Origin of the sequence: Leifsonia sp. PS1209, assembly GCF_012317045.1 — a bacterium.
Lineage (GTDB): Bacteria > Actinomycetota > Actinomycetes > Actinomycetales > Microbacteriaceae > Leifsonia.
Window position 1 is genome coordinate 1,889,491 of record NZ_CP051154.1, and the last position, 25,001, is coordinate 1,914,491.

The following is a 25,001-nucleotide window of genomic DNA, read 5'->3' on the forward strand; positions in this document are numbered from 1 at the left end:
GCGACCGATGCCTAGACGGTCGCCGCGGCGGCTCGCCCTGCCTGGCGGCCGCTGAACAGGCAGCCGCCGAGGAACGTGCCCTCCAGCGCGCGGTAGCCGTGCACGCCGCCGCCGCCGAACCCGCTCGCCTCCCCGGCCGCGTACAGGCCGGGGATGGGGGAGCCGTCCGCGCCGAGCACGCGCGCATCCAGATCGGTCTCGATGCCGCCGAGGCTCTTCCTGGTGAGGATGTGCAGCTTCACCGCGATGAGCGGCCCGGCCTTCGGGTCGAGCAGCTTGTGCGGGCTGGCCACCCGGATGAGCTTGTCGCCGCGGTACTCCCTCGCCGCCCGGATCGCGGCGAGCTGCAGGTCTTTGCCGAAGTCGTTGTCGAGCTCGCGGTCGCGTTCCCGGATGTGCCGGGCGACGAGGTCGCTGTCGAGCGGGACGTCGGAGAGCGCCTGCATCCCGGCGAGGAGCTCGTCGATGGTGTCCGCCACCACGAAGTCGGCGCCCTTCTCCTTGAAGGCCTCCACCGGTCCGGGCGCGCCGGGTGAGACGCGCTTGGCGAGCAGCCGGAGGTCCTTGCCGGTGAGGTCGGGATTCTGTTCGCTGCCGGACAGCGCGAACTCCTTCTCGATGATCTTCTGGGTGAGCACGAACCAGCTGTAGTCCGAGCCGATCCTGCGCAGGTGCTCCAGGGTCCCGAGCGTGTCGAAGCCGGGGAACAGCGGCGAAGGCAGCCGGTCTCCGCTCGCGTCCAGCCAGAGCGACGACGGGCCGGGCAGGATCCGGATGCCGTGCTGCGGCCACACCGGATCCCAGTTCTGGATGCCCTCGGTGTAGTGCCACATCCTGTCGCCGTTGATCAGGTGCGCGCCCGCCGTCTCGGCGATCCCGAGCATCCGGCCGTCGACGTGGGCGGGCACGCCGGACAGCATGTGCGCCGGCGGTGTGCCGAGCCTGGCGGGCCAGGCGGCGCGGACGAGGTCGTGGTTGCCGCCGATGCCGCCGCTCGTGACGATCACGGCGCCTGCACGCAGCTCGAAGTCGCCGACCTGGTCGCGGTTGCTCGGAGCTCCGCGCTCTGCCGCGTCTTCGGCGAGCACCGCCCCGCGCACCCCGGTGACCCTGCCGTCCTCGACGATCAGCTCGTCGACCCTGTGCCGGTGCAGGACGGTCGCCAGCCCGGTCGCGACGCCGTCCGCGAGGCGCGCGGCGAACGGGGCGACGACGCCCGGACCCGTGCCCCAGGTGATGTGGAAGCGGGGGACAGAGTTGCCGTGGCCACCCGCCGCTCCCGCTCCGCGTTCCGCCCACCCGACGATGGGGAAGAACCGGACGCCCTTCTCGTGCAGCCACGCCCGCTTCTCCCCGGCGGCGAACTGCAGGTAGGCCTCCGCCCAGCGGCGCGGCCAGTGGTCCTCGTCCCGGTCGAAGCCCGCGCTGCCGAACCAGTCCTGCCTGGCGAGCGCGAGCGAGTCGTGCACGCCCATCCTGCGTTGTTCGGGCGAGTCGACGAGGAACAGGCCGCCGAACGACCACCACGCCTGTCCGCCGAGGGATGCGGCCGGCTCCTGCTCGACGATGGTGACCGACTTGCCTGCGTCGAGGAGCTCACCGGCCGCGACGAGCCCGGCGAGGCCGGCTCCGACGACGATCGCATCCGGCTGCTGCGGGGTTCGGCTCATCCTGTGTCTCCTTCGGCACGGTTCTTCCGAGAGAGTATCGCGGTTCAGGCCTCGAACGTATTGACCATCGCGTGTGCGGCGCGCTCCAGGTACGACCAGAGCGTCTCCTCGGCGAGCGGCGGGAGGTCGAGCTCGTCGACGGCGGCGCGCATGTGCAGGAGCCAGCGGTCGCGGGCGTCCGGGTTGACCTTGAAGGGCATGTGGCGCATCCGGAGCCGGGGGTGCCCGCGCTGCTCGCTGTACGTGCCGGGGCCGCCCCAGTACTGCTCGAGGAACATGGTGAGCCGTTCGGCGGCGGGGCCGAGATCGTCCTCCGGGTACATCGGCTTGAGCACGGGGTCGTCGGCGACGCCGCGGTAGAACGCGTCGACCAGGCGGCGGAACGTCTCGCGCCCGCCGATCTGGTCGTAGAACGTGGCTGCCGTCTCGCCGCCGGGGTCGCCGGAGGGGCGCGGGGGAGTCGGCTGGATGGGGATGGTCATGTCACTCCGCCGGTGGCTTGGTCTTGGGCGCGTCGTCGCCTGCGCCTGTGGGCGGATTGGCGGCTCCGGTGGCCTTGGGGGTCTGTCCGGTGGCGGGCTTCGCGGTGCCGGGGGTCTTGGGCGTCTGTCCGGTGGCGGGCTTGGCAGCCTTCGCCTCGGTGGGGGGCTTCGCGGCGCCGGTGGTCTTCACTCCGGCGATCCGCAGTGCGCGCGGGTCGGCCGGTGCAGCGCCGGACCGCTTCGCCGCCGCCCGGGCCTTGCGGCCCTTGAGCGGGGTCTCCGGCACCACCGGCGTCGGACGGGTGCGCGGAGGGTGCGCCCCCGTGACGCTCGCCGCGCCGTCGAAGCCGCTCAGCACGATCGCGTTGAGCGACGGCAGCTTCACATCCATCTCGTCGAGGGCGGCTTTCAGGCGCACGCGCAGCTCGCGCGACACGTCGTCCCTAGCGGTGGTGCGCGTCTTGATGACGATGCGGATCACCATCGCGTCGGCCGAGATCGACTCGAGGCCCCACAGCTCCGGCTTCTCCAGGATGCGCGAGCGCCACTTCGGGCTGGTCGCGAGCGCGGTCGCCGTCTCCAGCATCTTCGCCTCGACCGCCTCGATGTCCACCTCGTACGGCACGGCCAGGTCGATGATGACGCGCGACCAGCCCTGCGACATGTTGCCGACGCGCAGGATCTCGCCGTTGCGGACGAACCAGAGCGTCCCGTTCACGTCGCGCACCTGGGTGATCCGGATGCCGACCGCCTCCACCACGCCGGTGGCCGGTCCGAGGTCGACGACGTCGCCGACGCCGAGCTGGTCCTCCATCACGATGAACAGGCCGTTGAGGACGTCGCGCACGATGTTCTGGGCACCGAAACCGAGGCCGGCGCCGATGGCGGCGGAGAGCAGCGCGAACGAGGTCAGCGCGGTCGGAGCGAGGACGCCGATGACCATGACGATCGCGATGATGCCGATGGTCACGTTGACGATGTTGCTGAGCACGGAGCCGAGCGTCCTGGTCCGCTGCACCACGCGGACGGCCGCGAGCGGGGACGCCGAGATGGCCTGGGTGTCCGTCACGTTCTGGTTCTTCTTGACCCCGGTGACGATCTGCCGCACCACGCGGCGGATGACCACTCGCAGGATCCAGCTGAGCAGGAAGGCACCGACGATGATCGAGGCGACGTTGAGCAGCGTCCAGCCGCTCTGAATGGCCCACGCGCCGAAATCAGTCCAGAAGTTCATCTTCACCATAGGAATGCAAGCCTACCGAGGGCCGCCTTGGCGGCCGCTGGACCCGGCGCCACCGTCAGCGCTCGACCAGCCCGTTGTCGTAGGCGAAGATCACCGCGTGCACCCGGTCGCGCAGGTGCAGCTTCGACAGCACCCGCCCGACGTGCGTCTTCACGGTCGACTCCGTGAGGAAGAACTTCGTGCCGATCTCGCCATTGGAGAGCCCTTCCGCGATGGCCAGCAGGATTTCGCGTTCGCGCGGGGTCAGCGCGGCCGTCGGGTCGGCGCCCGCCGGCTGGCCGGTGGATGCGGCGGGCAGCCGGTCCGCGAACAGTTCCAGCATCGACCTGGTCACCCTCCCGGACACCGCCGCGTCTCCCGCAGCGACGGCCCGGATCGCGTCGGTCAGCTCGCTCGGCCGTGCGTCTTTGAGGAGGAACCCGCTCGCCCCGGCCCGGAGTCCGCCGAACGCGTACTCGTCGAGGTCGAACGTGGTGAGGATGATGATGCGCGCATCCGGGTTGGCCGCCACGATGCGCCGGGTGGCCTCGATCCCGTCGAGCGACGGCATGCGCACGTCCATCAGGATCACGTCGGGCCGGGTCTCGACGGCGAGCCGCACGGCTTCGAGGCCGTCCGCCGCTTCGCCGACCACGTGCAGTCCGGTGTCCGCTTCGAGCACCATCCGGAAGCCGAGCCGGACGAGCGCCTGGTCGTCGACCAGCAGGACGCGGATCGGGTTGTCGTCGGTCACGGGGTGTTCTCCTCGGGGGTGGTGGTCGGGCTGGTCGTCGTGGTCTGGGCCGGGGTCTGTGTGGGCGGCGGGGTCTGTGTTGGCGGCGGGGTCTGGGTCGGCGATGGCGGGATCGCCTCGAGGATCGCGCGCAGCCGCCATCCGCCTCCGGGCTTGGGTCCTGCCTCCAGTCTGCCTCCGTAGAGGGCGACGCGCTCGCTCAGCCCGAGCAGTCCGCGACCGGAACCCTGCCCGAGGGCGCCGTGCACGGCCGCGTCGTCGTCCACGGTGATCTCGATGGTCTCCGTCCCGAACCGGATGCGCACCTCCACCGTCGTCGCGAGCGCCGCGTAGCGCAGTGCGTTCGTCAGCGCCTCCTGCACGACGCGGAACACGGTGAGCTGCTGGCCGGTGTCGGTCGGGGCGACGCCGTCGACCGTGACGCGCACGGGGAGCCCTGCTGCGCGGAAGCGTTCGACCAGTTCACTCAGTTCGCTGACGCCGGGCTGCGGGGCGCGCTCGTCGCCGTCGCCGTCCGTCGCGCGCAGCACGCCGAGGAGGCGCCGCATGTCGCCGAGCGCGCCGCGCCCGGTCTCCGCGACCATCCGCATCGCATCGGCGGAGCGTTCCGGCGAGATCGCGGCCAGCCCGGCGGACCCGTCGGCGAGCGTGATCATCACCGTGAGGCTGTGCGAGACGATGTCGTGCATCTCCCTGGCGATCCTGTTGCGTTCGGCCGTCGCGGCGATCACCGCCTGCTGGTCGCGCTCGCGGGCCAGCTGCTGCGCCCGGTCGATGAGGGCGACGAGGTAGCGGCGCCGGTTGCCGATGTTGATGCCGACCAGCACGAAGAACAGTGCGAGGGAGACGATCACGATCGCCGACGGCACGACGGCGCTGTCGAACGGGTGGAAGATCGCTGCGTGCGCCACGAAGGCCGAGAAGGTCAGCGTGGCGATGGCGAGGCCGGAGAGCACCGCGAACCCGATCCAGGCCGCGCGGGCGGAGCGGTAGACCGCGAGGGCGTACAGCGCGTAGAAGGCGGGCACGGGGTCGATCTCGTGGCCGAGGAAGACGGTGATCGCCATGACGGCGGCGCCCACCGCGAACACCGCCACCGGGTTGTGCCTGCGGAGGAACAGGGCTGCGCCGGCGACGGCGGCCAGCCCGACGTACACGCCGAGCTGCCAGCTCGGCTCCACGACCATCCCGATCACGCCGGCGAGCAGCGACGGGAGGAGGTAGCTCGCTGCGACGATGCTGTCGACGACCACCGGATGCGCGGCCATCGTGCGCCGGATGACCCCCGGGGGCCTCGGAAGCTGCAGATCACCCCCGGCCGGAGAGGTCCGGCCGGGGGTGAGCTGTTCGTCTGTCATGCGGAGCGGGAGTGCGGCGCGTTACGCGTCGCGGCGCTTGAGGATGATCGCGCCGATGACGAACGACACGGCGGTCCAGGCGAGCACGATGAGCACGTTCGCCCACGGCTCGAAGCCGCCGTTGTCCGACCCGGCCATGCCGGCGCCTGCCGCGCTGATCAGGTAGTTGTTCGCCTTGGTGATCCACTCGATGTTCGTCAGCGAGCCGACGAGGTTCACGATGATCGGCAGCAGGAACACCACACCGAGCGCTGCGGCGATGCCGCCTGCCCCTGCGCGGAGGATCGTGCCGAGACCGAGCGCGAACACCGACACGAGGCCGAGGTAGGCTCCGGCGCCGACGATCGCCCAGAGGGTGTCCGCCGAGGCGAAGTCCGCGGAGAAGCCCTTGCCGGACAGCACGGGGGCCGCGATGGCCCAGGAGCCTGCGACGGTGACGACGCCGACCACGAACGAGGCGATGAAGAGCACGATCGCCTTGGCGGCGAGCACGGGCAGGCGCTTGGGAACGGCTGCGAAGGACGACCGGATCATCCCGGTCGAGTACTCGCCGCTGATGGCGAGGACACCGAGCACGGCGACGGCCAGCTGGCCGAACGTCACGCCGAACGACGCGGTGTTGACCACGAACGCCGAGTGCTGGGCGGCCGGGACCTGCTTCGCGATCGTGTCGGGGATGGTGAACGCGACCAGGCAGGTCATCCCGAGCCCGATCACCACGACGATCGCGTACGTCCAGAACGTCGAGCGCAGCGAGCGCAGCTTGATCCACTCCGACCGTACGACGCGGGCGAAGTTCAGGTGTCCGAGCGAGGTGTGCCGGATGGGGGCGGTTGCTGTTGCGGTGCTCATCGGGAGACCTCCGTGCGGTATTCGACCTCGTCCTGCGTCAGTTCGAGGTAGGCCTCTTCGAGGGAGGCGTTGAGGGGGGTCAGCTCGTGGAGGACGATGCCGAACTGGGCGGCGGCCTCTCCGACCTGGGCGCTGGTGAGGCCGGAGACCTCGAGGAGGCTGGCCTCGATCCCGGTGATCGTGACGTCCGCTCCCGCGATGGCGCGGGCCAGCTCTTCGGCCTGCGGCGTGCGGACGCGGACGGCGTTGCGGGTGGCGCCCGCGAGGATGTCGGCGACGGGGGCGTCCGCGAGGATGCGGCCACGGCCGAGGACGATGATGTGGTCGGCGGTCTGCGCCATCTCGCTCATCAGGTGCGAGGAGAGGAACACGGTCCTGCCCTCCGAGGCGAGGTGCCTGGCGAACTGCCGCACCCAGAGCACACCCTCCGGGTCGAGGCCGTTGACCGGCTCGTCCAGGATGAGGGTGGCGGGGTCGCCGAGCATGGCCGCCGCGATCCCGAGGCGCTGGCCCATGCCGAGCGAGAAGCCGCCGACGCGCTTGCCCGCGACGGCTTCGAGGCCGGCGAGGCCGATGACCTCGTGCACGCGCCGCTTCGGGATGCCGTGGGTCGCCGCCATCGCGAGGAGGTGGTTGTACGCGCTCCTGCCGGTGTGGACGGCCTTCGCGTCGAGCAGCGCGCCGACCTCGGTGAGCGGCGACGAGTGGTCGGCGTAGCGCTTCCCGTTGACGAGGGCCGTGCCGTGCGTCGGCCGGTCGAGTCCCATGATCATGCGCATGGTCGTCGACTTGCCCGCGCCGTTCGGGCCGAGGAAGCCGGTGACTTTGCCCGGTTGGATGGTCGCCGTGATGTCGTTGACGGCGGTCTTCGCACCGTACGTCTTGGTGAGGCGGTCAAGTTGGATCATGGTTAGACCCTATTGAACCGGCGGGGTTTGCGGCATCCCCGCGCGGTCTGGTCCCGCATCCGGTGGCTGTCGTACCCCGGTACGAGACGCGCGTGCCCGGAGACGCGAGTGGCCCCGCGACCGCCCGGGCACGGGATGTGCTGGGCGATGCGGGGCCACTCAATGGTGCTGCTGCTGCGTCAGTCGTTCCCGGCTAGCGGGCGTCGCGCTCCTGTGCGGCGAGAGCGCGCTCGACGCCGGCCAGGTTCTCGACCACGAGGCGGCGCAGGGCGGCAGGCTCGGCGTTCGCGTCGAGCCAGGCACGGGTCGCGTCGCGCAGGGCGGCGTTCGCCAGCGGTGCGGGGTACATGCCCGCCACCAGGTATTCGGCGATCTTGTAGCTGCGCGACTCCCACACGCTCTGCAGCGCCTCGAAGTACGGCGTCACGAACGTGGCGAGCACATCCTTGTCCGCCGCGCGCTGGAAGCCGAGGCCGGTGAAGCGCACGATCGTGTTCGGCGCCGTGTCCGTGGCGAACACCGAGTCCCAGGCGGCCTGCTTGCCCTCCTGGGTCGGGATGCTCGCTGCGGCCTGGGCGGCGAACTGCGCGCCGTTCGCCGTGTTGTCCCTCGCGAGGGCTGCGTCGATCTCCGCACGACCGGCCTTGCCGCCCGCCGCGAGGGCGATCAGCAGCTCCCAGGCGAGGTCGGTGTCGACCTCGAGGCCGGGCAGCGTCACGGTGCCGTCGCGCAGGGCGGCGACGTTCGTGAGCTGCTCGTCCGTCGACGCCGCGGCGGCGAAGAACTTGACGAACTGGAACTGCGCGTCGCTTCCGGCCTCCGCCTGCTGCGCAAGCGTCCACAGCGTGGAGGCGACCTCCTCGGTGGCCGCCTTCTGTCGCTCGGGGGCGACATACGACCCAGCGGCGAGGAGCAGCTGGCTCAGCGTGGTGCGGATGGTGGTCGACTCGGTCTCCGGCGCGATGTTGCCGAGGACGAGGCGCACGTAGTCGCTCGCCGGCGTCTCGGCATCCCTGGTCGCATCCCAGGCGGCGCCCCAGACGAGGGAGCGGGCGAGCGGGTTCTCGATGGACGAGAGGTGCTCGATGGCCACCTGCAGGGACTGCTCGTCGAGACGGATCTTCGCGTACGCGAGGTCGTCGTCGTTCAGCAGCACGAGGGCCGGACGGGCGAGGCCGACCAGCTCGGCGACGTCGGTGCGCTCACCGTCGACGTCGAGTTCGATGCGGTGGTCGCGCACGAGGCGGCCGTCGACCAGGTTGTAGAACCCGATCGCCAGACGGTGCGGACGGATGGTGGGGTAGTCGGCCGCAGCGGTCTGCAGCACGGAGAACGACGTGATGGTGCCGGCGGCATCCACCTCGATCTCCGGGCGGAGCGTGTTGACGCCCGCGGTCTCCAGCCACTTCTCCGACCAGTCGGTGAGGTCGCGGCCGCTGGTCGCCTCCAGCTCGACGAGCAGGTCGCGCAGCTCGGTGTTGGAGTGCTCGTGCTTCTTGAAGTACTGGGCGACACCGGCGAGGAAGTCGTCCTGGCCGACCCACGCCACCAGCTGCTTGAGCACGGAGGCGCCCTTGGCGTACGTGATGCCGTCGAAGTTGACCTGCACGTCCTCCAGGTCGTTGATGGTCGCGACGATGGGGTGCGTGGACGGCAGCTGGTCCTGCTTGTACGCCCAGCTCTTCTCCATCGCGGCGAAGGTGGTCCACGCCTCGTGCCACTCCGTGGCCTCTGCGGTGGCCAGCGTGGAGGCGTACTCGGCGAACGACTCGTTCAGCCAGAGGTCGTTCCACCACTTCATCGTCACCAGGTCGCCGAACCACATGTGCGCCAGCTCGTGCAGGATCGTGACGACGCGACGCTCCTTGATGGCGTCCGTGACCTTGGAGCGGAAGACGTAGGTCTCCGTGAAGGTGATCGCCCCGGCGTTCTCCATCGCACCCGCGTTGAACTCGGGCACGAAGAGCTGGTCGTACTTCTCGAACGGGTACGCGTAGTCGAACTTCTCCTCGTAGAAGGCGAAGCCCTGGCGGGTCTTCTCGAAGATGTAGTCGGCATCCAGGTACTCGGCCAGCGACTTGCGCGCGTAGACGCCGAGCGGGATGGTGCGGCCGTCGCGGCTGGTGAGCTCGCTGTGCACGGACTCGTACGGGCCGGCGATGAGCGCGGTGATGTACGAGGAGATGCGGCTGGTCGCCGGGAAGGCCCAGGTCTTCGCGCCGTCGCCGGCGTCCGTCGGCTCGGGGGTTGGGGAGTTGCTGACGACGGCCCAGTGCGCGGGCGCCGTCACGGTGAAGGTGAACTCGGCCTTGAGGTCCGGCTGCTCGAACACCGCGAACATGCGGCGCGAGTCCGGCACCTCGAACTGGCTGTAGAGGTAGACCTCGCCGTCGACGGGGTCGACGAAGCGGTGGAGGCCCTCACCGGTGTTGGTGTAGATGGCGTCCGCGACCACGGTCAGCTCGTTCTGCGCCTGCAGGCCGTCCAGCTGGATGCGCACGCCGTCGCTGACCTGCGCGGGGTCGAGCTCGACGCCGTTGAGGGTGACGCTGTGGACCGTGCGGGTGATCGCGTCGATGAACGTCGACGCTCCCTCTTCTGCGTCGAAGCGCACGGTGGTGGTGCTGAGGAACGTCTCCGGCCCGGTCGTCAGGTCGAGGACGACGTCATAGGAATGGGTGCTGACGAGCGAAGCACGCTCCTGGGCTTCGACGCGGGTGAGGTTTTCTCCTGGCAACGCTGACTCCTTGAAGATTCGACGGATTGTGTCCAATGGACAACCCTAGACGCATCGGCTGTCAGCGGTCCCTCGGCGTCGGTGGCCGTCCCTAAACTGGGTGCATGCGCATCCACATCGCCACCGACCACGCCGGTCTGGACTTCAGCACCCACCTTCAGGCCCACCTCACCGAGGCCGGTCACGAGGTCGTCGATCACGGTCCCACGACCTACGACCCCATCGACGACTACCCGGCGTTTTGCATCAACGCCGCGAAGGCGGTCGTCGCCGACCAGCAGGCGGGGGTGGAGGCTCTCGGCGTCGTCTTCGGCGGTTCGGGCAACGGGGAACAGATCGCGGCCAACAAGGTGATCGGCGCCCGCGCCGCCCTGGTCTGGAACGAGAGCACGGCGCAGCTGGCCCGCCAGCACAACGACGCCAACGTCATCTCCATCGGAGCCAGACAGCACACGGTCGAAGAGGCCACGCGCTTCATCGACGTCTTCATCGCAGAGCCGTTCTCGTTCGAGGAACGCCACGTGCGCCGCATCGCCCAGCTCGCCGAATACGAGGCGACGGGAGACATCGCGGGCAAGAACGTGGACCGCTGATGCCCGAGGGTCACTCCGTCCACCGCATCGCGCGCCAGTTCGCGAGCAACTTCGTCGGGCACCGCATCCAGGTGTCGTCGCCGCAAGGGCGCTTCGCCGAGGGCGCATCCCGCATCGACGGGCACGTGATGACCGACGCCCGCGCCGTGGGCAAGCAGATGTTCCTGGAGTTCGACAACGGGCTGTGGCTGCGCATCCACCTGGGCATATACGGCGCGTGGGACTTCGCGGGCGACATCAGCATCGACCCGACCATCGCTGCGGCCAACGGCCGGATGGGGCAGACCAACCAGCGCGGCACCGCCGTGGACGACGACACGGTGCTCGACGGTGCGGGCGAGAACTCGCTGCACAGCATCGGGGCGCCCCGGCGCACCCGGCTGCGCATGGCGGAGTCGGAGAAGGTGGAGGACGAGATCACGACGTTCCCGCCGGAGCCGATCGGCCAGGTGCGCGTTCGGCTGCTCAGCGACACCGCGGTCGCCGACCTCCGCGGCCCGACGGCGTGCGAGGTGCTCGACCCGGCAGAAGTGGATGCGGTGATCGCCAAGCTCGGCCCGGACCCGCTCCTCTCCGACGACCAGGCGGCAGAAGAGCGGTTCGTCACCGCCGTCCAGAAGAAGCCCACCTCCATCGCCCTGCTGCTGATGGACCAGAACGTGGTGGCGGGCATCGGGAACGTCTACCGGGCCGAACTGCTGTTCCGTGCCAGGCAGAACCCGCACACGCCCGGCAAGCAGGTGCCGGAGGACACGGTGCGCGAGCTCTGGCGCGACTGGGGCAGGCTGCTGCGCATCGGCGTGGAGACCGGCCAGATGATGACGATGGACGACCTCGACCCCGAGGCGTACCGCAAGGCGATGGCGAGCCGCGAAGACCGGCACTGGGTCTACAAGCGCGAGGGACTGCCGTGCCGCGTGTGCGGCACGCACATCGTGATGGAGCTGCTTGGAGGGCGCAAACTGTACTGGTGCCCCAAAGACCAGGCCTGAGCGGAGACCGACGATGAGACAGAATCCCAGCTTCGCCCTCGCCGACGTCGAGGAGATCAAGCGGCTGATCCGCCTCAACCCGTGGGCCACGATCGTCAGCTCGACCGAGACCGGGCTCGTCGCGTCGCACTACCCGATCCTGGTGGACGAGTCGCGGGACGATCTCTCGATCGTCACCCACGTCGGCCGACCGGACGACCTGCTCCACGAACTCGGGCAGCACGAGCTGCTCGTCATCGTGCAGGGTCCGCACGGCTACATCTCGCCCGGCTGGTACGACGCCAACCCGGCCGTGCCCACCTGGAACTTCACGGCGGCGCACCTCAGCGGCGTCCCGGAGATCCTGAGCGACGAGGAGAACTTCGCCGTGCTCGGCCGGCTGGTCGACCACTTCGAAGACCGGATGCCGTCGCCGCGCCGCATGGAGGGCACGCCGCAGGACGCCGCGTACGCGCAGCGCATCTCCTCCGGCACCGTCGGGATGCGCCTCACCCCCACGAAGATCGTCGCCAAGAGCAAGCTCAGCCAGAACAAGCCGGCCGAGACGGTCGACAGGATCATCGGCGAACTCGAGGGCGACGGCGTCTACGCCAGCCGGGACCTCGCCGCCGAGATGCGCAGGGTGCACGACCGGATGCGCGCAGCCCGGTGACGGCGGATGTACTGCTGACGGGGGCGCGCATCCCGGGCGTGGATGGCGCGCACGACGTGCTGCTGCGCGACGGGCGCATCGCCGCGGTGGGCCCGACCGGGAGCGTCGACGCGCGGTCGGCGTCGACCGCAGGTGGCGACGGCGTGCGGGTGGCGCATCTCGACGGCCGCTGGATCGTGCCGGGGCTCTGGGATCAGCACGTCCACTTCACGCAGTGGGCGCAGACCGCGCGGCGCCTGGACCTCTCCCACGCACACTCGGCCGCGGAGGCCGCCGACCTGGTGCGCGACCGCATCGCCGCGGAGCGCAGCGCGGGCGCGGAGGCGGAGGAGCCGCTCGTCGGCTTCGGCTTCCACGACGCCCTCTGGCCGGACCAGCCCACCCGCGCGCTGCTCGACGCGGCGGCGGGAGGCCGGGAGGTCGTGCTGATCGCCGGTGACCTGCACTGTTCCTGGCTGAGCACCGCCGCCGCGCGCCGGTTCGCTCCGGACACCGCCGACGACCCGTCGGCCGCCGTGCTCCGCGAGGACGCGAGCTTCGCGGTGACGAGCATGCTGTCGGCCGCGGACGACGCCACCCTCGACCGGTGGGCGGCCGAGGCGGCGGAGGCCGCCGCTGCGCGCGGCGTGGTGGGCATCGTCGACCTCGAGTACGGCTGGAACGTGGAGGTGTGGCGGCGCAGGATGGGCGCAGCGGCGTCCGGCGCCGCCCGGTCGCTGCGGGTCGAGTTCGGCATCTACCCGGACGACCTGGAACGCGCCATCGCCGCCGGCCTCCGCACCGGCGCGGCGATCGGCGGCACCGACGGGCTGCTCACCGTCGGTCCTGCGAAGATCATCAGCGACGGCTCCCTCAACACCCGCACCGCCCTCTGCGTCGGCGCCTATCCGGACGGCGGCCACGGCGTCGCCAACCTCAGCACCGCCGAACTCGTCCAGTGGATGCGCCTGGCCGCCTCGAACGGCATCGAACCGGCCGTGCACGCCATCGGCGACCGCGCGAACACCCTCGCCCTCGACGCGTTCGAGGAGGTCGGCTGCGGCGGCAGGATCGAGCACGCGCAGTTGCTCGACGCCGCCGACGTTCCCCGCTTCGCGCGCCTGGGTGTCACCGCGAGCGTTCAGCCGGAGCACGCGATGGACGACCGCGACGTCGCCGACGTGCTGTGGCGAGGTCGCACGGGGCGGGCGTTCCCGCTCGCCGAGCTGCACGCATCCGGGGCGGTGATCGCGTTCGGCTCCGACGCTCCCGTCGCGCCGCTCGACCCGTGGATCGCGCTGTCGGCCGCGGTCACCCGCTCACGCGACGGCCGGGAGCCGTGGCATTCGGAGCAGGCGCTGGCGCGGGATGCCGCACTGCGCGCATCCACCCGGTCGCACATCGGCCTGGGGGAGCCGGCCGACATCGCGGTGCTCGACGCCGACCCGTTCACCTGCCGCTCCGCCGACCTGCGCGGGATGCCCGTGGCGGCGACCCTGCTCGGCGGCCGCTTCACGCACGACCGCGTCGGCTGGGTGTAGCGCCCGGCCGGCCGCAGTATCCATCGCCTGACACACGGAACGGCCCCGAATCGTCGGGCGATCCAGGGCCGTTTTCCGTGTGTCTGAGCGGACGTTACTTGCTGATGTGCGCGAACAGGAACCAGCGGTCCTTGTCGAGGCCGCGGGCGATCTCGATGGCGATGTCCTGGCTGGTCTGGTCGAGCTCGTCGAGTTCCTTGACAGCGGCGTTCACGTTGGCGAGCGCTGCGTCGATCTGGCCGATGACCTCGGCGATCGTGTCGTTCGACTGGCGGAAGCCGGCGGTGAGTTCGGTGGTGCTGGTCTTCGCTGCCACGGTGCCGAGGCGGGCGTCGACCGGGAGGCCGAGGGCGACGATGCGCTCCGCGGCGAGGTCTGCCCACTCCTGGGCGTGCGCGACGATCGTGTCGAGCAGTTCGTGGACGCCGATGAAGTTGGCGCCGCGCACGTGCCAGTGCGCCTGCTTTCCGTTGACGACCAGGGCGGTCAGGTCGATGACGACCGGGCTCAGGAACTGCGCGACTCCTGCGGCGACGTCGGGGTTCGAAACACTCTGGGTTGCGGCGATGTCCGTCATGGGTTGGCGTCCTTTCATCTGACTGGTGACAACGCTACGCGTTCGGTGAAATTCCGCAACGAAGCTGAGCCTCCGCTAACTAAGGGTGGGGTAACCCCCGTACCGGTCCGGGCGGCCACCCGATACCGGCCGTACCGCCGGTTCGGAAGGCTGGAGTCATGATCAAGGAGACCACACCATGAGCACTGACACCCCTCCGCTCCACGCCGCCGCGGCGTCTGGCACTCTGGATGCTGTGAGCACCCCCGACCAGCCCGCCGGCGCATCCCCTGCACAGACGGCGCCCGCCGCATCCCGGCGAGGGTACGGCGCCCTCTGGCGCGGTGTTCCCCGCGAGCTCGGGTTCCTGCTGCTGACCATGCCGATCGCGATCGTCGGCATGTCGGTGGGGCTGACCCTGTTCTGGACGGGCGTCGGCACGCTCATCATCTATGTCGGGCTGTTCGTGCTGATCGCCACGTTCTACGTCGTCCGTGCGTTCGGCACGCTCGAGATCACGCGGTTGCGCTGGGCAGGCCGTCCGGAGATCACCGAACCGCAGTGGACGGACCCGTCCCGGCCGCAGACGTTCTGGCGCACCATGTTCGGTCCGTTCGTGAACGGGCACTACTGGCTGTACCTGCTGCACACGCTCATCATCAACCCCATCGTCAGCATCGTCTCGTGGACGCTCACCATCGCGTGGTCGGCTGTCGCGCTCGGCGGCCTGACGGCGTGGTTCTGGGAACGGTTCATCCCGAACGGCGACCGCGAGGTGTACCTGTCGCGGATCATCGTGGACTGGGTGTTCAACGTCCGCTCGACGTTCGATCCCGTGATGGGCGAGGCGATCCTCGACCTCGTCCTCGGCGTGATCTTCGCCCTGACCCTCCCGTTCATCACCCGCGGGCTCATCTCGCTGCACAGTGTGATCGCGCAGGGGATGCTCGGGGCGTGGCGCTCGGAGGCGCTGCAGCGCGAGGTCGCCGACCTGTCCGCCTCTCGCGGCGCGGCCATCGTGGCGGAGGACCAGGCGCTGCGCCGTCTGGAGCGCGACCTGCACGACGGCCCGCAGCAGCGGCTGGTGCGGCTGCAGATGGACATCGCCGCTGCGGAGCGGAAGCTCGCCGACGATCCGGATGCTGCCCGCGCCATCCTCGCGGAGGCCGGCCAGCAGGCGCACGACACGCTGGAGGAGCTGCGGGCGCTGTCCCGCGGTTTCGCCCCGCCGATCCTGCAGGACAGGGGACTCGTCGCCGCCATCGACTCGCTCGCGGCACGCAGCCCCATCCCGCTGCGGGTGGAGTCGTCGATCGAGCCCGGCGTGCGGTTCTCGCCCGAGCTGGAGCGAAGCGTGTACTTCGTGGCGGCGGAGCTGTCCGCGAACCTGGCCAAGCACTCCGGAGCGACCGAGGCGCGGCTGTTCCTCGACCGCACGGTCGACCCGGCGACGGGCGCGGCGTGGCTGAGCGTGTGGCTGACCGACAACGGTGCAGGGGGAGCGTCGGCGGTGGCCGGCCACGGCCTCGCCGGACTGGGCGAGCGCGTGCACGGGCTGCGCGGCGAGTTCGTGGTGGACAGCCCGGTCGGCGGTCCGACGAGGATCGGGGCGCGCATCCCGGTGTAGTCGGCGGCGTGCTGGCTGCCTGCTGGCGGCGTGTGGGCGGTGGGGTGCGCATCCATTCGGGTGGGCGCCCCGCCGCTTCGTGCTGTGCGGCCCCTCTAGGCTGGTGGGGTGAATTCTCCTGACGGTCTCCGCCTGGTCATCGCCGACGACTCCGTGCTGCTGCGCGAGGGCCTGGTGCGGCTGTTCGACGAGGCCGGCTTCGAGACGGTCGGCGCGTACGGCGACGCGGACACCCTGCTGGAGTCGATCGGCTCGCTCGCGCCGGATGTGGCGGTGCTGGATGTGCGGATGCCGCCGACCTTCCGCGACGAAGGCGTGCGCGCTGCGCTGACGCTGCGGGCGACGCATCCGGAGATCGGCGTGCTGCTGCTGAGCCAGTATGTGGAGGGCACGTATGCCCAGGAGCTGCTGGCGAGCGGCCAGGGCGGCACCGGTTACCTGCTGAAGGACCGCATCGCCTCCCTCGACGAGCTGCGGGATGCGGTCACCCGCGTGGCGGACGGCGGCACCGTCCTCGACCCGCAGGTGGTCCGCGAACTGCTCGTCCGCCGCACCGACCCGCTCGCGTCGCTCACCCCGCGCGAACGCGAGGTGCTGCAGCTGATGGCGGAAGGCAGGACGAACGCCGGGATCGCCCAGCGCCTCGTCATCGGGGTGGGCGCCGTCGAGAAGAACGTCACCGCGATCTTCCAGAAGCTGGGCTTGGAGGACTCCGGAGACGACCACCGCCGGGTGCTCGCGGTGCTGGCCTTCCTGCAACGCTGACCCTTGCCGCGCGCGGGCGGGAACACCAGAATGTAGGCACTTCGATCCATCGACGAAAGCAGGTGCCACAATGGCCGGATTCGACGACATCACCAGCAAGGCCAAAGAGTTCCTCGACAGCGACCAGGTCAAGAACGCCCTCAAGAGCGAACAGGCCGAAGACATCAGCGACAAACTCCTCGACGGCGTCGCCGACGCGGCCAACAAGGTCACCGGAGGCAAATTCGAGGGCCAGATCGACGGCGCCCGCGACGCCGCCGACAAGGCGGTGGGGACGGAGTAGTCCCCGCGGTTTCCGTGCGAGCGGCCGTTCCTCTGCGGGGGAGCGGCCGCTTCTGCGTTGTGCGTGGGTCGCTGAGCGTTGTCGTGTGGAGGTGCACGAACATGGGTGCATGGCGATGGTGTGCGTGCAGTGCGGGAGTTATGGCCGGGGGAGCGTAACGGGTCGCGTTGTCGTGTGCGACTTCTGTGGCGCGGAACGCGAGCGCCCTGACCTGCCGTTTCTGGTCGTGACGGGCGTGCCTGCGTCGGGAAAGTCCCTCGTCTGCGCGGCGCTGGCCGCTGCTTCGGGTGTGCTGGCGCTGGATGGGGACACTCTTGCATCCGGCGCGCACGCCGTCGCCGACGGCCGCCGCGACTACCTGGCGTTCTGGGCCTATCTGTGGCAGCTCGGCCTCGAGATCCAGGACAACGGACTCATCCCTGTCCTCTGCGGAGTCGCCCTCCCCGAGCAGGTGCTCACCACCCGGATGGAGGCATCCGTCCCCGTCCACTTCCTGGCTCTGACCGCCGACGAAGCGACGATCCGCGCCCGGATCATCGGGAGGCCCGGTAGTAGGAAAGGAATCGACGTCGACCGTCACGTCGCCCTGAACGAGGAGTTGCGGCAGTCGCGCGTCGGTGCGCCCGACACGCTGACCGTGCTGGACACCACGTCGTGGGATCGCGAGGCGACGGTAGCAGCTGCCCAAGAATGGTGCGCGGCATTCACAGCCCCGGATGCGGCCCTTCAGTAGTGTGACCGGATGAACGTCGCCGTGGATGTCAGGATCGCCTCACCCTCCCAACTGGTCGACGTCGGCGCGCTGCGCTGGGATTCGCTGCTGGAGAACGGTGGCTCGCCGGACGAGTCGCGAGACGTCTTCTCCGAGCGGTTCGCGGAATGGGGCGGCGCCCACACGTCGACGCACACCTGTTTCGCCGCCGTCGCGTCCGACGGCATCGTGATCGGGATGGCCTGGCTCGCCATCACACAGCGGGTGCCGAGCGCGCGTGCGTTCGATCGCGCGTCCGGCGACGTGCAGTGCGTCTACGTCGTCCCCGAGCTTCGGAACTCGGGCATCGGAGCACGGCTCGTGCGTGCCGTGCTCGAACGCGCAGCGGACCTCGGGCTGGAACGGGTCACGGTGCACTCGAGCGCCGGGGCCGTGCCGTTCTACAGACGGGCGGGGTTCGCCTCCGAGGACGTGCTGCTGCACGTGCGAGCGTGACGCGGAAGCCGGAATCAGAGGGGATGACGGGACTTCACCAGTCAATTGCTAGGAGGTAGCGGGTTCAAGCCCCGTTACTCACGTCGCAGCCTGTGCCGAAGCTACCAGCGAGGTGTTGAGCTGAGGTATCGCTAGGGCGTGCTCCGCCACACGCTGGCCGAAGCTGCATCATAGAACGCGACCCGGAGCTTCTGGCCGCCGTTCGATCTGCGATGCTCCTGAATCTCCCGGGCGCGATCGACGACGCGCCTACCCGAACCGCTCTTCGGATCCCTGAGCGAGATGTAGATGGCCTCGACACTGCTCGTGTCCATGGCGATGCGATCGAACACATGATCGTCGTTCGACGACAGCGACGCGCCATGGATGAACAGCGCACCCCGTACTTGCGAAAAACGCGTCAGCGAATGTCGGAGGTACGGGCTCTTGTCGATGCGGGCTTCCTTCTCTTCGCGCGTGCCTTCCGTCACCACAAGTGGATACTCGCCCTGGTCGAGTCGGGCACGTAATCCGTCGACGAGAGGGCCGTCGTTCCCGAAAGAGAGCTTTCTCAGCAGGTTGTCCTCGACGAAGAAATGGAGCGCGCCGTGCATGAAGAACACGCTCTGAGGCGTACGCGGCCGTGCTCTCCAGATGTGGCGTTGCTTATCGCGGGTCGATGGCCATCCGAAGCCGTCGGCCCGCGGGACCGCGATTCCGGGTGTCTCCTGATTGATTACCCAGTAGAGAAGCAGGTCGTAGCTGAGACTGAACAGGGTCGTGAAGCAGGAGAGGAATTGCCGCGCGCTGATGACCTGGTCGTGGCTGAGGGTTTGCGCGCGCTCCGGATGGCGCGCTGCGAGAGCGTCCGCCAGCCCGTTGCGTACAACGTCGGCATCGTCGTCGAACGCCGCAGCGACGTCGTCATCTCCGCCGTACAAACGCTGAAGGTTCGCCGCGGAGTGAAGCTTCTCGACGACGACCTCGAAGTTCGACGAGCCCACCGTCTCGAAGAGGGCTTCCTTAGGAACGGAGAGTCCAGCGAGCGATGCCTCCTGCGCAAGCGAGTCGTAGGCGAAGATCTGACGGTTGTAGTCCACGCTGAATCCGTTGCCGAGAAGCACGGAGCGCTCAGGATAGCGATTGTCGGCGTCGGCTATCGCCTCGCGAAAACTGTATAGCTCTTCCATGGCGTAAAACATACCGATGATCTGTAACGAAATATGTCACTGGCTGTTGGTGTGTCGTAAATCGTGACAGTGGCGGTTCTCGACGGGTCTGGCCAGAGGTTGCAGCGTTGTCCCACGGATGCGGCGACGCGCGCGACGGGAAGAAACGCGACCGGCGAGGGAAGTACGGAGGGGATGACGGGAATCGAACCCGCGTAATCAGTTTGGAAGACCAAACCAACTGCCCTCTCAAACCATATGAATTCGGGCCTGACCTGCTAGAACTTCTTTTGAACCGAGCAAAGGTCAGCATACACGCGGGTACGAAATGGGCATGAAATGGGCACGGAAAGTGCACGCGCTCCTTTCTGATCGAGCCAGGGCGAGGTGCGTGACACGGTCAGCTCGATTCGATGGCTCAGCGCCGACACACCGGGTCTTCGCGAAGCTGGGTGCGGCATCCCAAACGCTATGTTCATGGCTATGCAGCACACGCGCCCCGGTCGAGTCTTCACGCTCAGGTTTATCCCGCCAGCCCAGCAGACACTGCTCGACTCTCCAGAGGAGCACATTCTCAAAGCCGTCGCACCAGGGAGACGGGCGAACCGATATGGCCGCGAGTGGATCGTGGGTCAAACAGTGCTGGAGGTCGACGGCTCTAGCGCACCTCGTGTTCTTACCGGAAGAATCGGCTTCCAGGGCGAGTCCGGTACGGCCGAGATCTGGGACGACGAACTACAGGATTTTGTCCCGACTGCGATTCCTAGCGGACTAACCGCTCCCTTCGCGATCGACCTCGTGACCCTATCCGCGGCGATGCAGCCCAGAGGATCAGTCATCAAGATCAACTCCCTGATCGGAGCGTTCGAAGCGTTGCTGAACGCTGACGGGGAGCGTTGGCGTCTGGAGGGACTAAAGCGCCCGATGTCGCTTGCGGAGTGGAAAGAGACCGTGTCGAAGGTTGTCAGCGTCAAGTTCACGATCAGAGAGCCGAATCCCCACTATCACGGAGCAAGAGATCTCGAAGAGATCATGAATGACTTCGAGAGCGAAGTTATTCAGCTTGAGGCCCGAAATGAGAAGAAGGGCATCAACACGCAAGCTGACTTCCTTCTGGAGACCGAGGCGCACATTGGGAGAGGGTACGGCGAGGGTGAATATCATGGCGTGCGAGGTGAAGGGTCGGACGCTCATGAGACTGTGTACAGCACACGAGTCGGAGCGGAAGAAGAATCGGAAGAGGTCCCCGTGGATCCCGACACGGGGGAAGTACCGTCAGACGAACTCCGTGGGGTTCTAGCGAAGGCTCAGCTAGGGGAGAACAATGACACGCATGGACAACGTGTCGAACGGCCTGAGACCGACCGACCGATCAGCCGATGATCCTTCTCGGCGTACGCTATTTCAGCGCGCGCAGAGCACCCGAGCCGGGGCGCTACTGCTCTCTTGGGACTTCGCCGTCGGGCTAGTTGTTGGCATAGGGCTTGGGCTGCTCGTCGCGCTCGTGCCAGCGTTGCAGGTGAATGGGTTCGCTTTCATGATCACGTTGTGCGGTATCGGCGCAGGTGTGGCGGCGCTAGTGCTGGCCCCGATGGCTATGCTGCTGTCCTCGATCAGCCCCGAGTTTCACCAACTGATCGAGCGGGTAGAGGGCGGGATTGCAGGCGTGCTTCTGCCGTTCAAACAAGTGGCGATCGTGGCCGTAGGTGCCAGCGTGACGAGCCTCGTAGTGGCCGTACTAGCGCCACTCTCGACCACCACGGAGTGGTGGGCAATCTGGATTGCAGCCAGCGTTCCTATCGTGCTCTTGGTATGGTCAGTCGCCGGGTGCGTGCAAGTCACGAGCTACGTGATCGGAATGATCGAAAAGGATCGCAGGGTACGGAAGCTCGCTGGTCGAATGCAGCAAGCTAAACCTGGCTCGGGTGAACACGCAGCGTGAGTTACTTCTCGGCTGCGCTGAGGTATCGATAGATCGTCGGTTCGCTCACCTTCAGCGTCTTGGCAATGTCTCGGACGCGGTGACCCTCGTCAGACATCCTCACCGCGGTCTGGGTTTGAAGCGAGTTGAGCGCGCGGGGGCGACCGCCAACGCGTCCTTGTGCCCGAGCTTCAGCGAGTCCGGACCGCGTTCGGCGCTGGATGAACCGCCGCTCCATCTGAGCGAAGATGGCAAGGAAGCCCATCATGGCCTCGCCCATGTCGGTGGTGCTGTCCACGCCGTCAGCGATGCTCATCCTTCCACGTCGGATAGGTAGTCGGAGCCGTATGCTCCGTCCCGGCAGGTCCCACGTAGCGCGCCTGGTAGCGCCCGCTGGCTAGCTGGCGGATGCGTCCGCCCTCGGCTCGGTTCTCTCTCATTGGTCGTCCCATACCTGTCTATACGGAGGTCGAGACCCGATTCACCGGCACCTACCGGTACGCAATGGGCACGCAATGGGCGCGACCGCCTGGCTAGGCCCGGAACGGTGAAAGGAAGTGGCTGATCAGAAGCCGAATATGTGGAGGGGATGACGGGAATCGAACCCGCGTAATCAGTTTGGAAGACTGAGGCTCTACCATTGAGCTACATCCCCGTTCCCACTCTCGCGATGGGCACCAGAACATCGTAGTACAGGTTCGGACCCCGGTCCGACCGCCACGCGCGTGGCGGACCGCCGTGAGGGCTCTGGCGCGCGGCGGGTCATGGTCGTGCAGTAGACTTGCGCGTGGTCTTTCGCCCCCGACGGGTTTGTTCGTGTCGGGGTAACGGACCGGGCGGGTTGGCTAGAACCCGGGGCGTAGCTCAGCTTGGCTAGAGCGCCCGCTTTGGGAGCGGGAGGTCGCAGGTTCGAATCCTGTCGCCCCGACCAGTCATTTCCGACGAGACCATCGTTTCAATTATCAGGAGAAGCCAACAACGTGAAGACCACGGTCGAAAAGCTGAGCCCCACTCGCACCAAGCTCACCATCTCGGTGACGCCGGAGGAGCTCAAGCCGTCTATCAAGCACGCTTACGAGCACATCGCTGAGCAGGTCAACATCCCGGGCTTCCGCAAGGGCAAGGTTCCGCCGGCGATCATCGACCAGCGTGTCGGCAAGGCTGCCGTCCTGGAGCACGCCGTCAACGAGGGGCTGGACGGGTTCTACCGTCAGGCCGTCGACGAGAACGACGTGCGTCCGCTCGGACGTCCGGAGGCCGACATCACCGAGTGGCCAAACGAGAAGGACTTCTCCGGTGACCTGCTGCTCACCATCGAGGTGGATGTGCGCCCCGAGATCGAGCTGCCCGCATACAACGACCTGAAGATCACGGTCGACGCCGCGGACATCAGCGACGAGGACGTCGACACCGAGCTCGACAACCTGCGCAGCCGTTTCGGCACGCTCGTCACCGTCGACCGCCCCGCCAAGAAGGGCGACTTCGCGCAGATCGACCTCGTCGCCGTGATCGGTGACGAAGAGGTCGACACTGCCAACAGCATCTCCTACGAGATCGGCTCCGGCGAGCTCATCGAGGGCATCGACGAGGCGCTCGACACGCTCACCGCCGGTGAGACCACCACATTCGAGGCTCCGCTCATGGGTGGAGACCACGAGGGTGAGAACGCCCAGATCACCGTGACCCTCACCGCCGTCAAGGAGCGCGAGCTTCCGGAGGCGGACGACGACTTCGCGCAGATCGCCAGCGAGTTCGACACCATCGCCGAGCTGCGCGAGAGCGTCCGCGAGCAGGTCGAGCGTTCGAAGACGTTCGGCCAGGGCACCGCCGCCCGCGACCAGCTGCTCGACACGCTGCTCGCGCAGGTGGAGATCCCCGTCCCGACCCAGCTGGTCGAGGACGAGGTGCACCGCCACCTGGAGCAGGAGAACCGTCTCGAAGACGACGTGCACCGCGCAGAGGTCGCCGAGTCCAGCGAGAAGACCTTCCGCACGCAGATCCTGCTCGACGAGATCGCCCGTGTCGAAGACGTCAAGGTCAACCAGGACGAGCTGAGCCAGTACCTCATCCAGGGTGCATCGCAGTACGGCATGGACCCGAACGAGTTCGTGAAGATCCTCAGCGAGAACGGCCAGATCCCGTCGATGGTCGGAGAGGTCGCGCGCAACAAGGCGCTCACCATCGTCCTCAGCCGCGCAGAGGTCGTCGACAGCAACGGCAAGAAGGTCGACCTGAGCGAGTTCACCATCACTCCGGACGACGAGGAAGCCGACGCCGAGACCGCCGCGTCCGATGAGGCTCCGGCCGCCGATGAGGCACCCGCCGCCGAGGAGACCCCGGCCGAGGAGAAGCCCAAGAAGAAGGCTGCTCCGAAGAAGAAGGCAGCTTCCGAGAAGAAGTAGCATCACACGCGCAGGCCGGGCACGCACAGTGCCCGGCCTTTCGCGTACCCGGGGTGACGTCGCCGGGCGCGAGGCGGAGGCCTGCCGCTGTACCGGCGCGCCGTCGCCGCGTGTGCGCGCGACCTCACGACCCGGTAGCGTTGTCCTCGACAGTGCCTAGGGTTCCGTTCCCCGGAAGAGTTCGCGGGAGGTCTGGTCCGAGCGGCACCACGGCAGCGCGCAGCGCCGCCGTCATCTGACAGGACAAAAGCCCGGAGGATCCCTTCGCCGTGCCATCGCGGCGAACGAAAGGATCCTCGTGCCACCCGTCGCCCTTCTCCTCGTCATCGTCGCCGCGTTCGCGCACGCCACCTGGAACCTCGCCTCCAAACGGGCGAGCGCCAGCGGCCTGCCGTTCATCCTGCTCGGTGCCATCGCCTCCACGGTGCTGTGGCTGCCGATCGCCGGCGTCGACATCGCGATCAACGGTGCGGACCTGCGCTGGCTGCTGATCGGCTCCGGAGTGTCGGCGGTGATCCACGTCGGATACATGTGGGTGCTGCAGCGCGGGTATGCGCACGGCGACATCTCCGTGGTGTACCCGATGGCGCGCGGCACGGGGCCGCTGCTTTCCGTGGTGTTCGCGATCGTGCTGTTCCACGAGCATCCATCTGCCCTCGCGCTGGCGGGCGCCGCGGTGGTGGTGGCGGGCATCGTCGGCATCGGCCTCACCACGGGGCGACCCGCAGCAGGCGCGGACCCGCAGCCCACCACGCCGCAGCCCGGGATGCGCCCCTCCCGCCGACCCCGGATGCTCGGCCCCGGCATCCTCTACGGTCTCCTCACTGGCGTGACCATCGCGATCTACACGCTCTGGGACGCCTTCACCGTCAACGACCTCGGCGTCTCGCCCGTGGCCTTCATGGTGGGCTGCAGCTTCGGCGAGGTGGTGCTGCTCGCGCCCGTGCTGATCACCCGGCGCGCCGAAGTCGTCGCGGTGTGGCGGCGGTTCCGCTGGCAGGCCGTGGTGGTCGGCGTGCTCTCTCCGCTGTCGTACATCCTGGTGCTGAGCGCTATCCAGCTGGCCCCGGTGTCGCTCGTCGCCCCGGCGCGCGAGCTGAGCGTGGTGCTGGTGAGCCTGGCCGGGTGGCTGATCCTGCGCGAGCCGCGGCCGGCCCAGCGGATGGCGGGAGCAGTCGTGGTGCTCGGCGGCGTCGCGATGCTCGCGCTCAGCTGATCGCGGTCGGACCCGACCGCCGACCCCGCCGCCCGACCCCACCGGCGGCGCGCTCGTCTGCCCAGGGCGAACAGGCCGGAAATGGGCCACGGGCTCCGATAGATTCATTCACGAAGCGACAAGGAAATGGAGCGAC

At 68.4% G+C, this 25,001-nt stretch carries 24 protein-coding genes and 2 tRNA genes; 14 read left to right on the forward strand and 12 right to left on the reverse strand.

Annotation, left to right across the window (positions count from 1 at the left end):
- Positions 1–11 precede the first annotated feature (11 nt).
- From HF024_RS08950 to pepN, 8 genes are all read right to left on the reverse strand, one after another.
- Positions 12–1,670 (reverse strand): FAD-binding dehydrogenase, encoded by a 1,659-nt coding sequence (locus HF024_RS08950; protein WP_085368498.1) that lies wholly within the window; start codon positions 1,668–1,670, stop codon positions 12–14.
- A gap of 44 nt (positions 1,671–1,714) precedes the next feature.
- Positions 1,715–2,152, reverse strand: a complete 438-nt coding sequence (locus tag HF024_RS08955) for a globin (RefSeq protein ID WP_168689324.1) — start codon at positions 2,150–2,152, stop codon at positions 1,715–1,717.
- Between the two features lies 1 nt (position 2,153).
- Positions 2,154–3,395, reverse strand: coding sequence for a mechanosensitive ion channel domain-containing protein (locus tag HF024_RS08960; RefSeq protein ID WP_168689325.1), 1,242 nt, complete (start codon positions 3,393–3,395; stop codon positions 2,154–2,156).
- A gap of 55 nt (positions 3,396–3,450) precedes the next feature.
- A complete protein-coding gene (locus HF024_RS08965) occupies positions 3,451–4,128 on the reverse strand; it encodes a response regulator transcription factor (protein ID WP_085368495.1) in 678 nt (225 codons plus the stop codon).
- On the reverse strand, positions 4,125–5,486 hold the full coding sequence (locus HF024_RS08970) for a histidine kinase (protein ID WP_210724055.1): 1,362 nt from the start codon (positions 5,484–5,486) through the stop codon (positions 4,125–4,127). The genes HF024_RS08965 and HF024_RS08970 overlap by 4 nt, the downstream gene beginning before the upstream one ends.
- A 21-nt stretch (positions 5,487–5,507) precedes the next feature.
- A complete protein-coding gene (locus HF024_RS08975; RefSeq protein WP_168689327.1) occupies positions 5,508–6,338 on the reverse strand; it encodes an ABC transporter permease subunit in 831 nt (276 codons plus the stop codon).
- On the reverse strand, positions 6,335–7,246 hold the full coding sequence (locus tag HF024_RS08980) for an ATP-binding cassette domain-containing protein (RefSeq protein ID WP_168689328.1): 912 nt from the start codon (positions 7,244–7,246) through the stop codon (positions 6,335–6,337). The genes HF024_RS08975 and HF024_RS08980 overlap by 4 nt, the downstream gene beginning before the upstream one ends.
- 193 nt (positions 7,247–7,439) lie before the next feature.
- Complete coding sequence (gene pepN, locus HF024_RS08985) at positions 7,440–9,983, reverse strand: aminopeptidase N (protein ID WP_168689329.1); 2,544 nt, start codon at positions 9,981–9,983, stop codon at positions 7,440–7,442.
- A gap of 104 nt (positions 9,984–10,087) precedes the next feature.
- On the opposite strand from pepN, the gene HF024_RS08990 reads away from it, so the two are divergent.
- The 4 genes from HF024_RS08990 to HF024_RS09005 are packed head-to-tail and all read left to right on the forward strand — an operon-like array spanning position 10,088 to position 13,740.
- Entirely contained in the window at positions 10,088–10,576 is a 489-nt protein-coding gene (locus HF024_RS08990) for a ribose-5-phosphate isomerase (protein WP_168689330.1), read from the forward strand.
- Complete coding sequence (locus HF024_RS08995; protein ID WP_168689331.1) at positions 10,576–11,568, forward strand: DNA-formamidopyrimidine glycosylase family protein; 993 nt, start codon at positions 10,576–10,578, stop codon at positions 11,566–11,568. The genes HF024_RS08990 and HF024_RS08995 overlap by 1 nt, the downstream gene beginning before the upstream one ends.
- A 13-nt stretch (positions 11,569–11,581) precedes the next feature.
- Positions 11,582–12,220, forward strand: coding sequence for an FMN-binding negative transcriptional regulator (locus HF024_RS09000; RefSeq protein WP_168689332.1), 639 nt, complete (start codon positions 11,582–11,584; stop codon positions 12,218–12,220).
- On the forward strand, positions 12,217–13,740 hold the full coding sequence (locus HF024_RS09005) for an amidohydrolase family protein (protein ID WP_168689333.1): 1,524 nt from the start codon (positions 12,217–12,219) through the stop codon (positions 13,738–13,740). Before HF024_RS09000 ends, HF024_RS09005 begins: the two co-directional genes overlap by 4 nt.
- A gap of 94 nt (positions 13,741–13,834) precedes the next feature.
- On the opposite strand, the gene HF024_RS09010 is transcribed toward HF024_RS09005, so the two are convergent.
- The gene (locus HF024_RS09010; protein WP_085368487.1) at positions 13,835–14,317 is read right to left on the reverse strand and encodes a DNA starvation/stationary phase protection protein; all 483 of its coding nucleotides are present in this window, start codon (positions 14,315–14,317) and stop codon (positions 13,835–13,837) included.
- Between the two features lie 178 nt (positions 14,318–14,495).
- On the opposite strand from HF024_RS09010, the gene HF024_RS09015 reads away from it, so the two are divergent.
- The 5 genes from HF024_RS09015 to HF024_RS09035 all read left to right on the forward strand — a co-directional run bounded on the left by HF024_RS09015 (position 14,496) and on the right by HF024_RS09035 (position 18,178).
- Complete coding sequence (locus HF024_RS09015) at positions 14,496–15,923, forward strand: sensor domain-containing protein (protein WP_168689334.1); 1,428 nt, start codon at positions 14,496–14,498, stop codon at positions 15,921–15,923.
- Between the two features lie 108 nt (positions 15,924–16,031).
- The gene (locus tag HF024_RS09020; RefSeq protein ID WP_085368485.1) at positions 16,032–16,688 is read left to right on the forward strand and encodes a response regulator transcription factor; all 657 of its coding nucleotides are present in this window, start codon (positions 16,032–16,034) and stop codon (positions 16,686–16,688) included.
- 70 nt (positions 16,689–16,758) lie between these two features.
- Entirely contained in the window at positions 16,759–16,971 is a 213-nt protein-coding gene (locus HF024_RS09025) for an antitoxin (RefSeq protein WP_085368484.1), read from the forward strand.
- Between the two features lie 235 nt (positions 16,972–17,206).
- On the forward strand, positions 17,207–17,704 hold the full coding sequence (locus HF024_RS09030) for a hypothetical protein (protein WP_168689335.1): 498 nt from the start codon (positions 17,207–17,209) through the stop codon (positions 17,702–17,704).
- Positions 17,705–17,713: 9 nt separating this feature from the next.
- Complete coding sequence (locus HF024_RS09035; protein ID WP_168689336.1) at positions 17,714–18,178, forward strand: GNAT family N-acetyltransferase; 465 nt, start codon at positions 17,714–17,716, stop codon at positions 18,176–18,178.
- A gap of 131 nt (positions 18,179–18,309) precedes the next feature.
- Here the strand turns inward: HF024_RS09035 and HF024_RS09040 are convergent, their stop codons facing one another.
- The gene (locus HF024_RS09040) at positions 18,310–19,347 is read right to left on the reverse strand and encodes a DUF4917 family protein (protein ID WP_168689337.1); all 1,038 of its coding nucleotides are present in this window, start codon (positions 19,345–19,347) and stop codon (positions 18,310–18,312) included.
- A gap of 456 nt (positions 19,348–19,803) precedes the next feature.
- Between HF024_RS09040 and HF024_RS09045 the strand changes: the two genes are divergently transcribed.
- Together HF024_RS09045 and HF024_RS09050 are read left to right on the forward strand one after the other, a co-directional pair.
- Positions 19,804–20,709: a hypothetical protein gene (locus HF024_RS09045; protein WP_168689338.1), complete on the forward strand. Its 906-nt coding sequence runs from the start codon at positions 19,804–19,806 to the stop codon at positions 20,707–20,709.
- Complete coding sequence (locus HF024_RS09050) at positions 20,660–21,268, forward strand: hypothetical protein (RefSeq protein ID WP_168689339.1); 609 nt, start codon at positions 20,660–20,662, stop codon at positions 21,266–21,268. Before HF024_RS09045 ends, HF024_RS09050 begins: the two co-directional genes overlap by 50 nt.
- Before the next feature lies 1 nt (position 21,269).
- On the opposite strand, the gene HF024_RS19970 is transcribed toward HF024_RS09050, so the two are convergent.
- Positions 21,270–21,563: a helix-turn-helix domain-containing protein gene (locus HF024_RS19970; protein ID WP_168689340.1), complete on the reverse strand. Its 294-nt coding sequence runs from the start codon at positions 21,561–21,563 to the stop codon at positions 21,270–21,272.
- Positions 21,564–21,828: 265 nt separating this feature from the next.
- A tRNA-Gly gene (locus HF024_RS09060) sits at positions 21,829–21,902 on the reverse strand.
- Between the two features lie 198 nt (positions 21,903–22,100).
- Between HF024_RS09060 and HF024_RS09065 the strand changes: the two genes are divergently transcribed.
- From HF024_RS09065 to HF024_RS09075, 3 genes are all read left to right on the forward strand, one after another.
- Positions 22,101–22,178: transfer RNA gene (locus tag HF024_RS09065), tRNA-Pro, on the forward strand.
- A 49-nt stretch (positions 22,179–22,227) separates the two neighbouring features.
- Positions 22,228–23,649, forward strand: a complete 1,422-nt coding sequence (tig, locus tag HF024_RS09070; protein WP_168689341.1) for a trigger factor — start codon at positions 22,228–22,230, stop codon at positions 23,647–23,649.
- Between the two features lie 298 nt (positions 23,650–23,947).
- Positions 23,948–24,865 (forward strand): DMT family transporter, encoded by a 918-nt coding sequence (locus HF024_RS09075; protein ID WP_168689342.1) that lies wholly within the window; start codon positions 23,948–23,950, stop codon positions 24,863–24,865.
- Positions 24,866–25,001 lie beyond the last annotated feature (136 nt).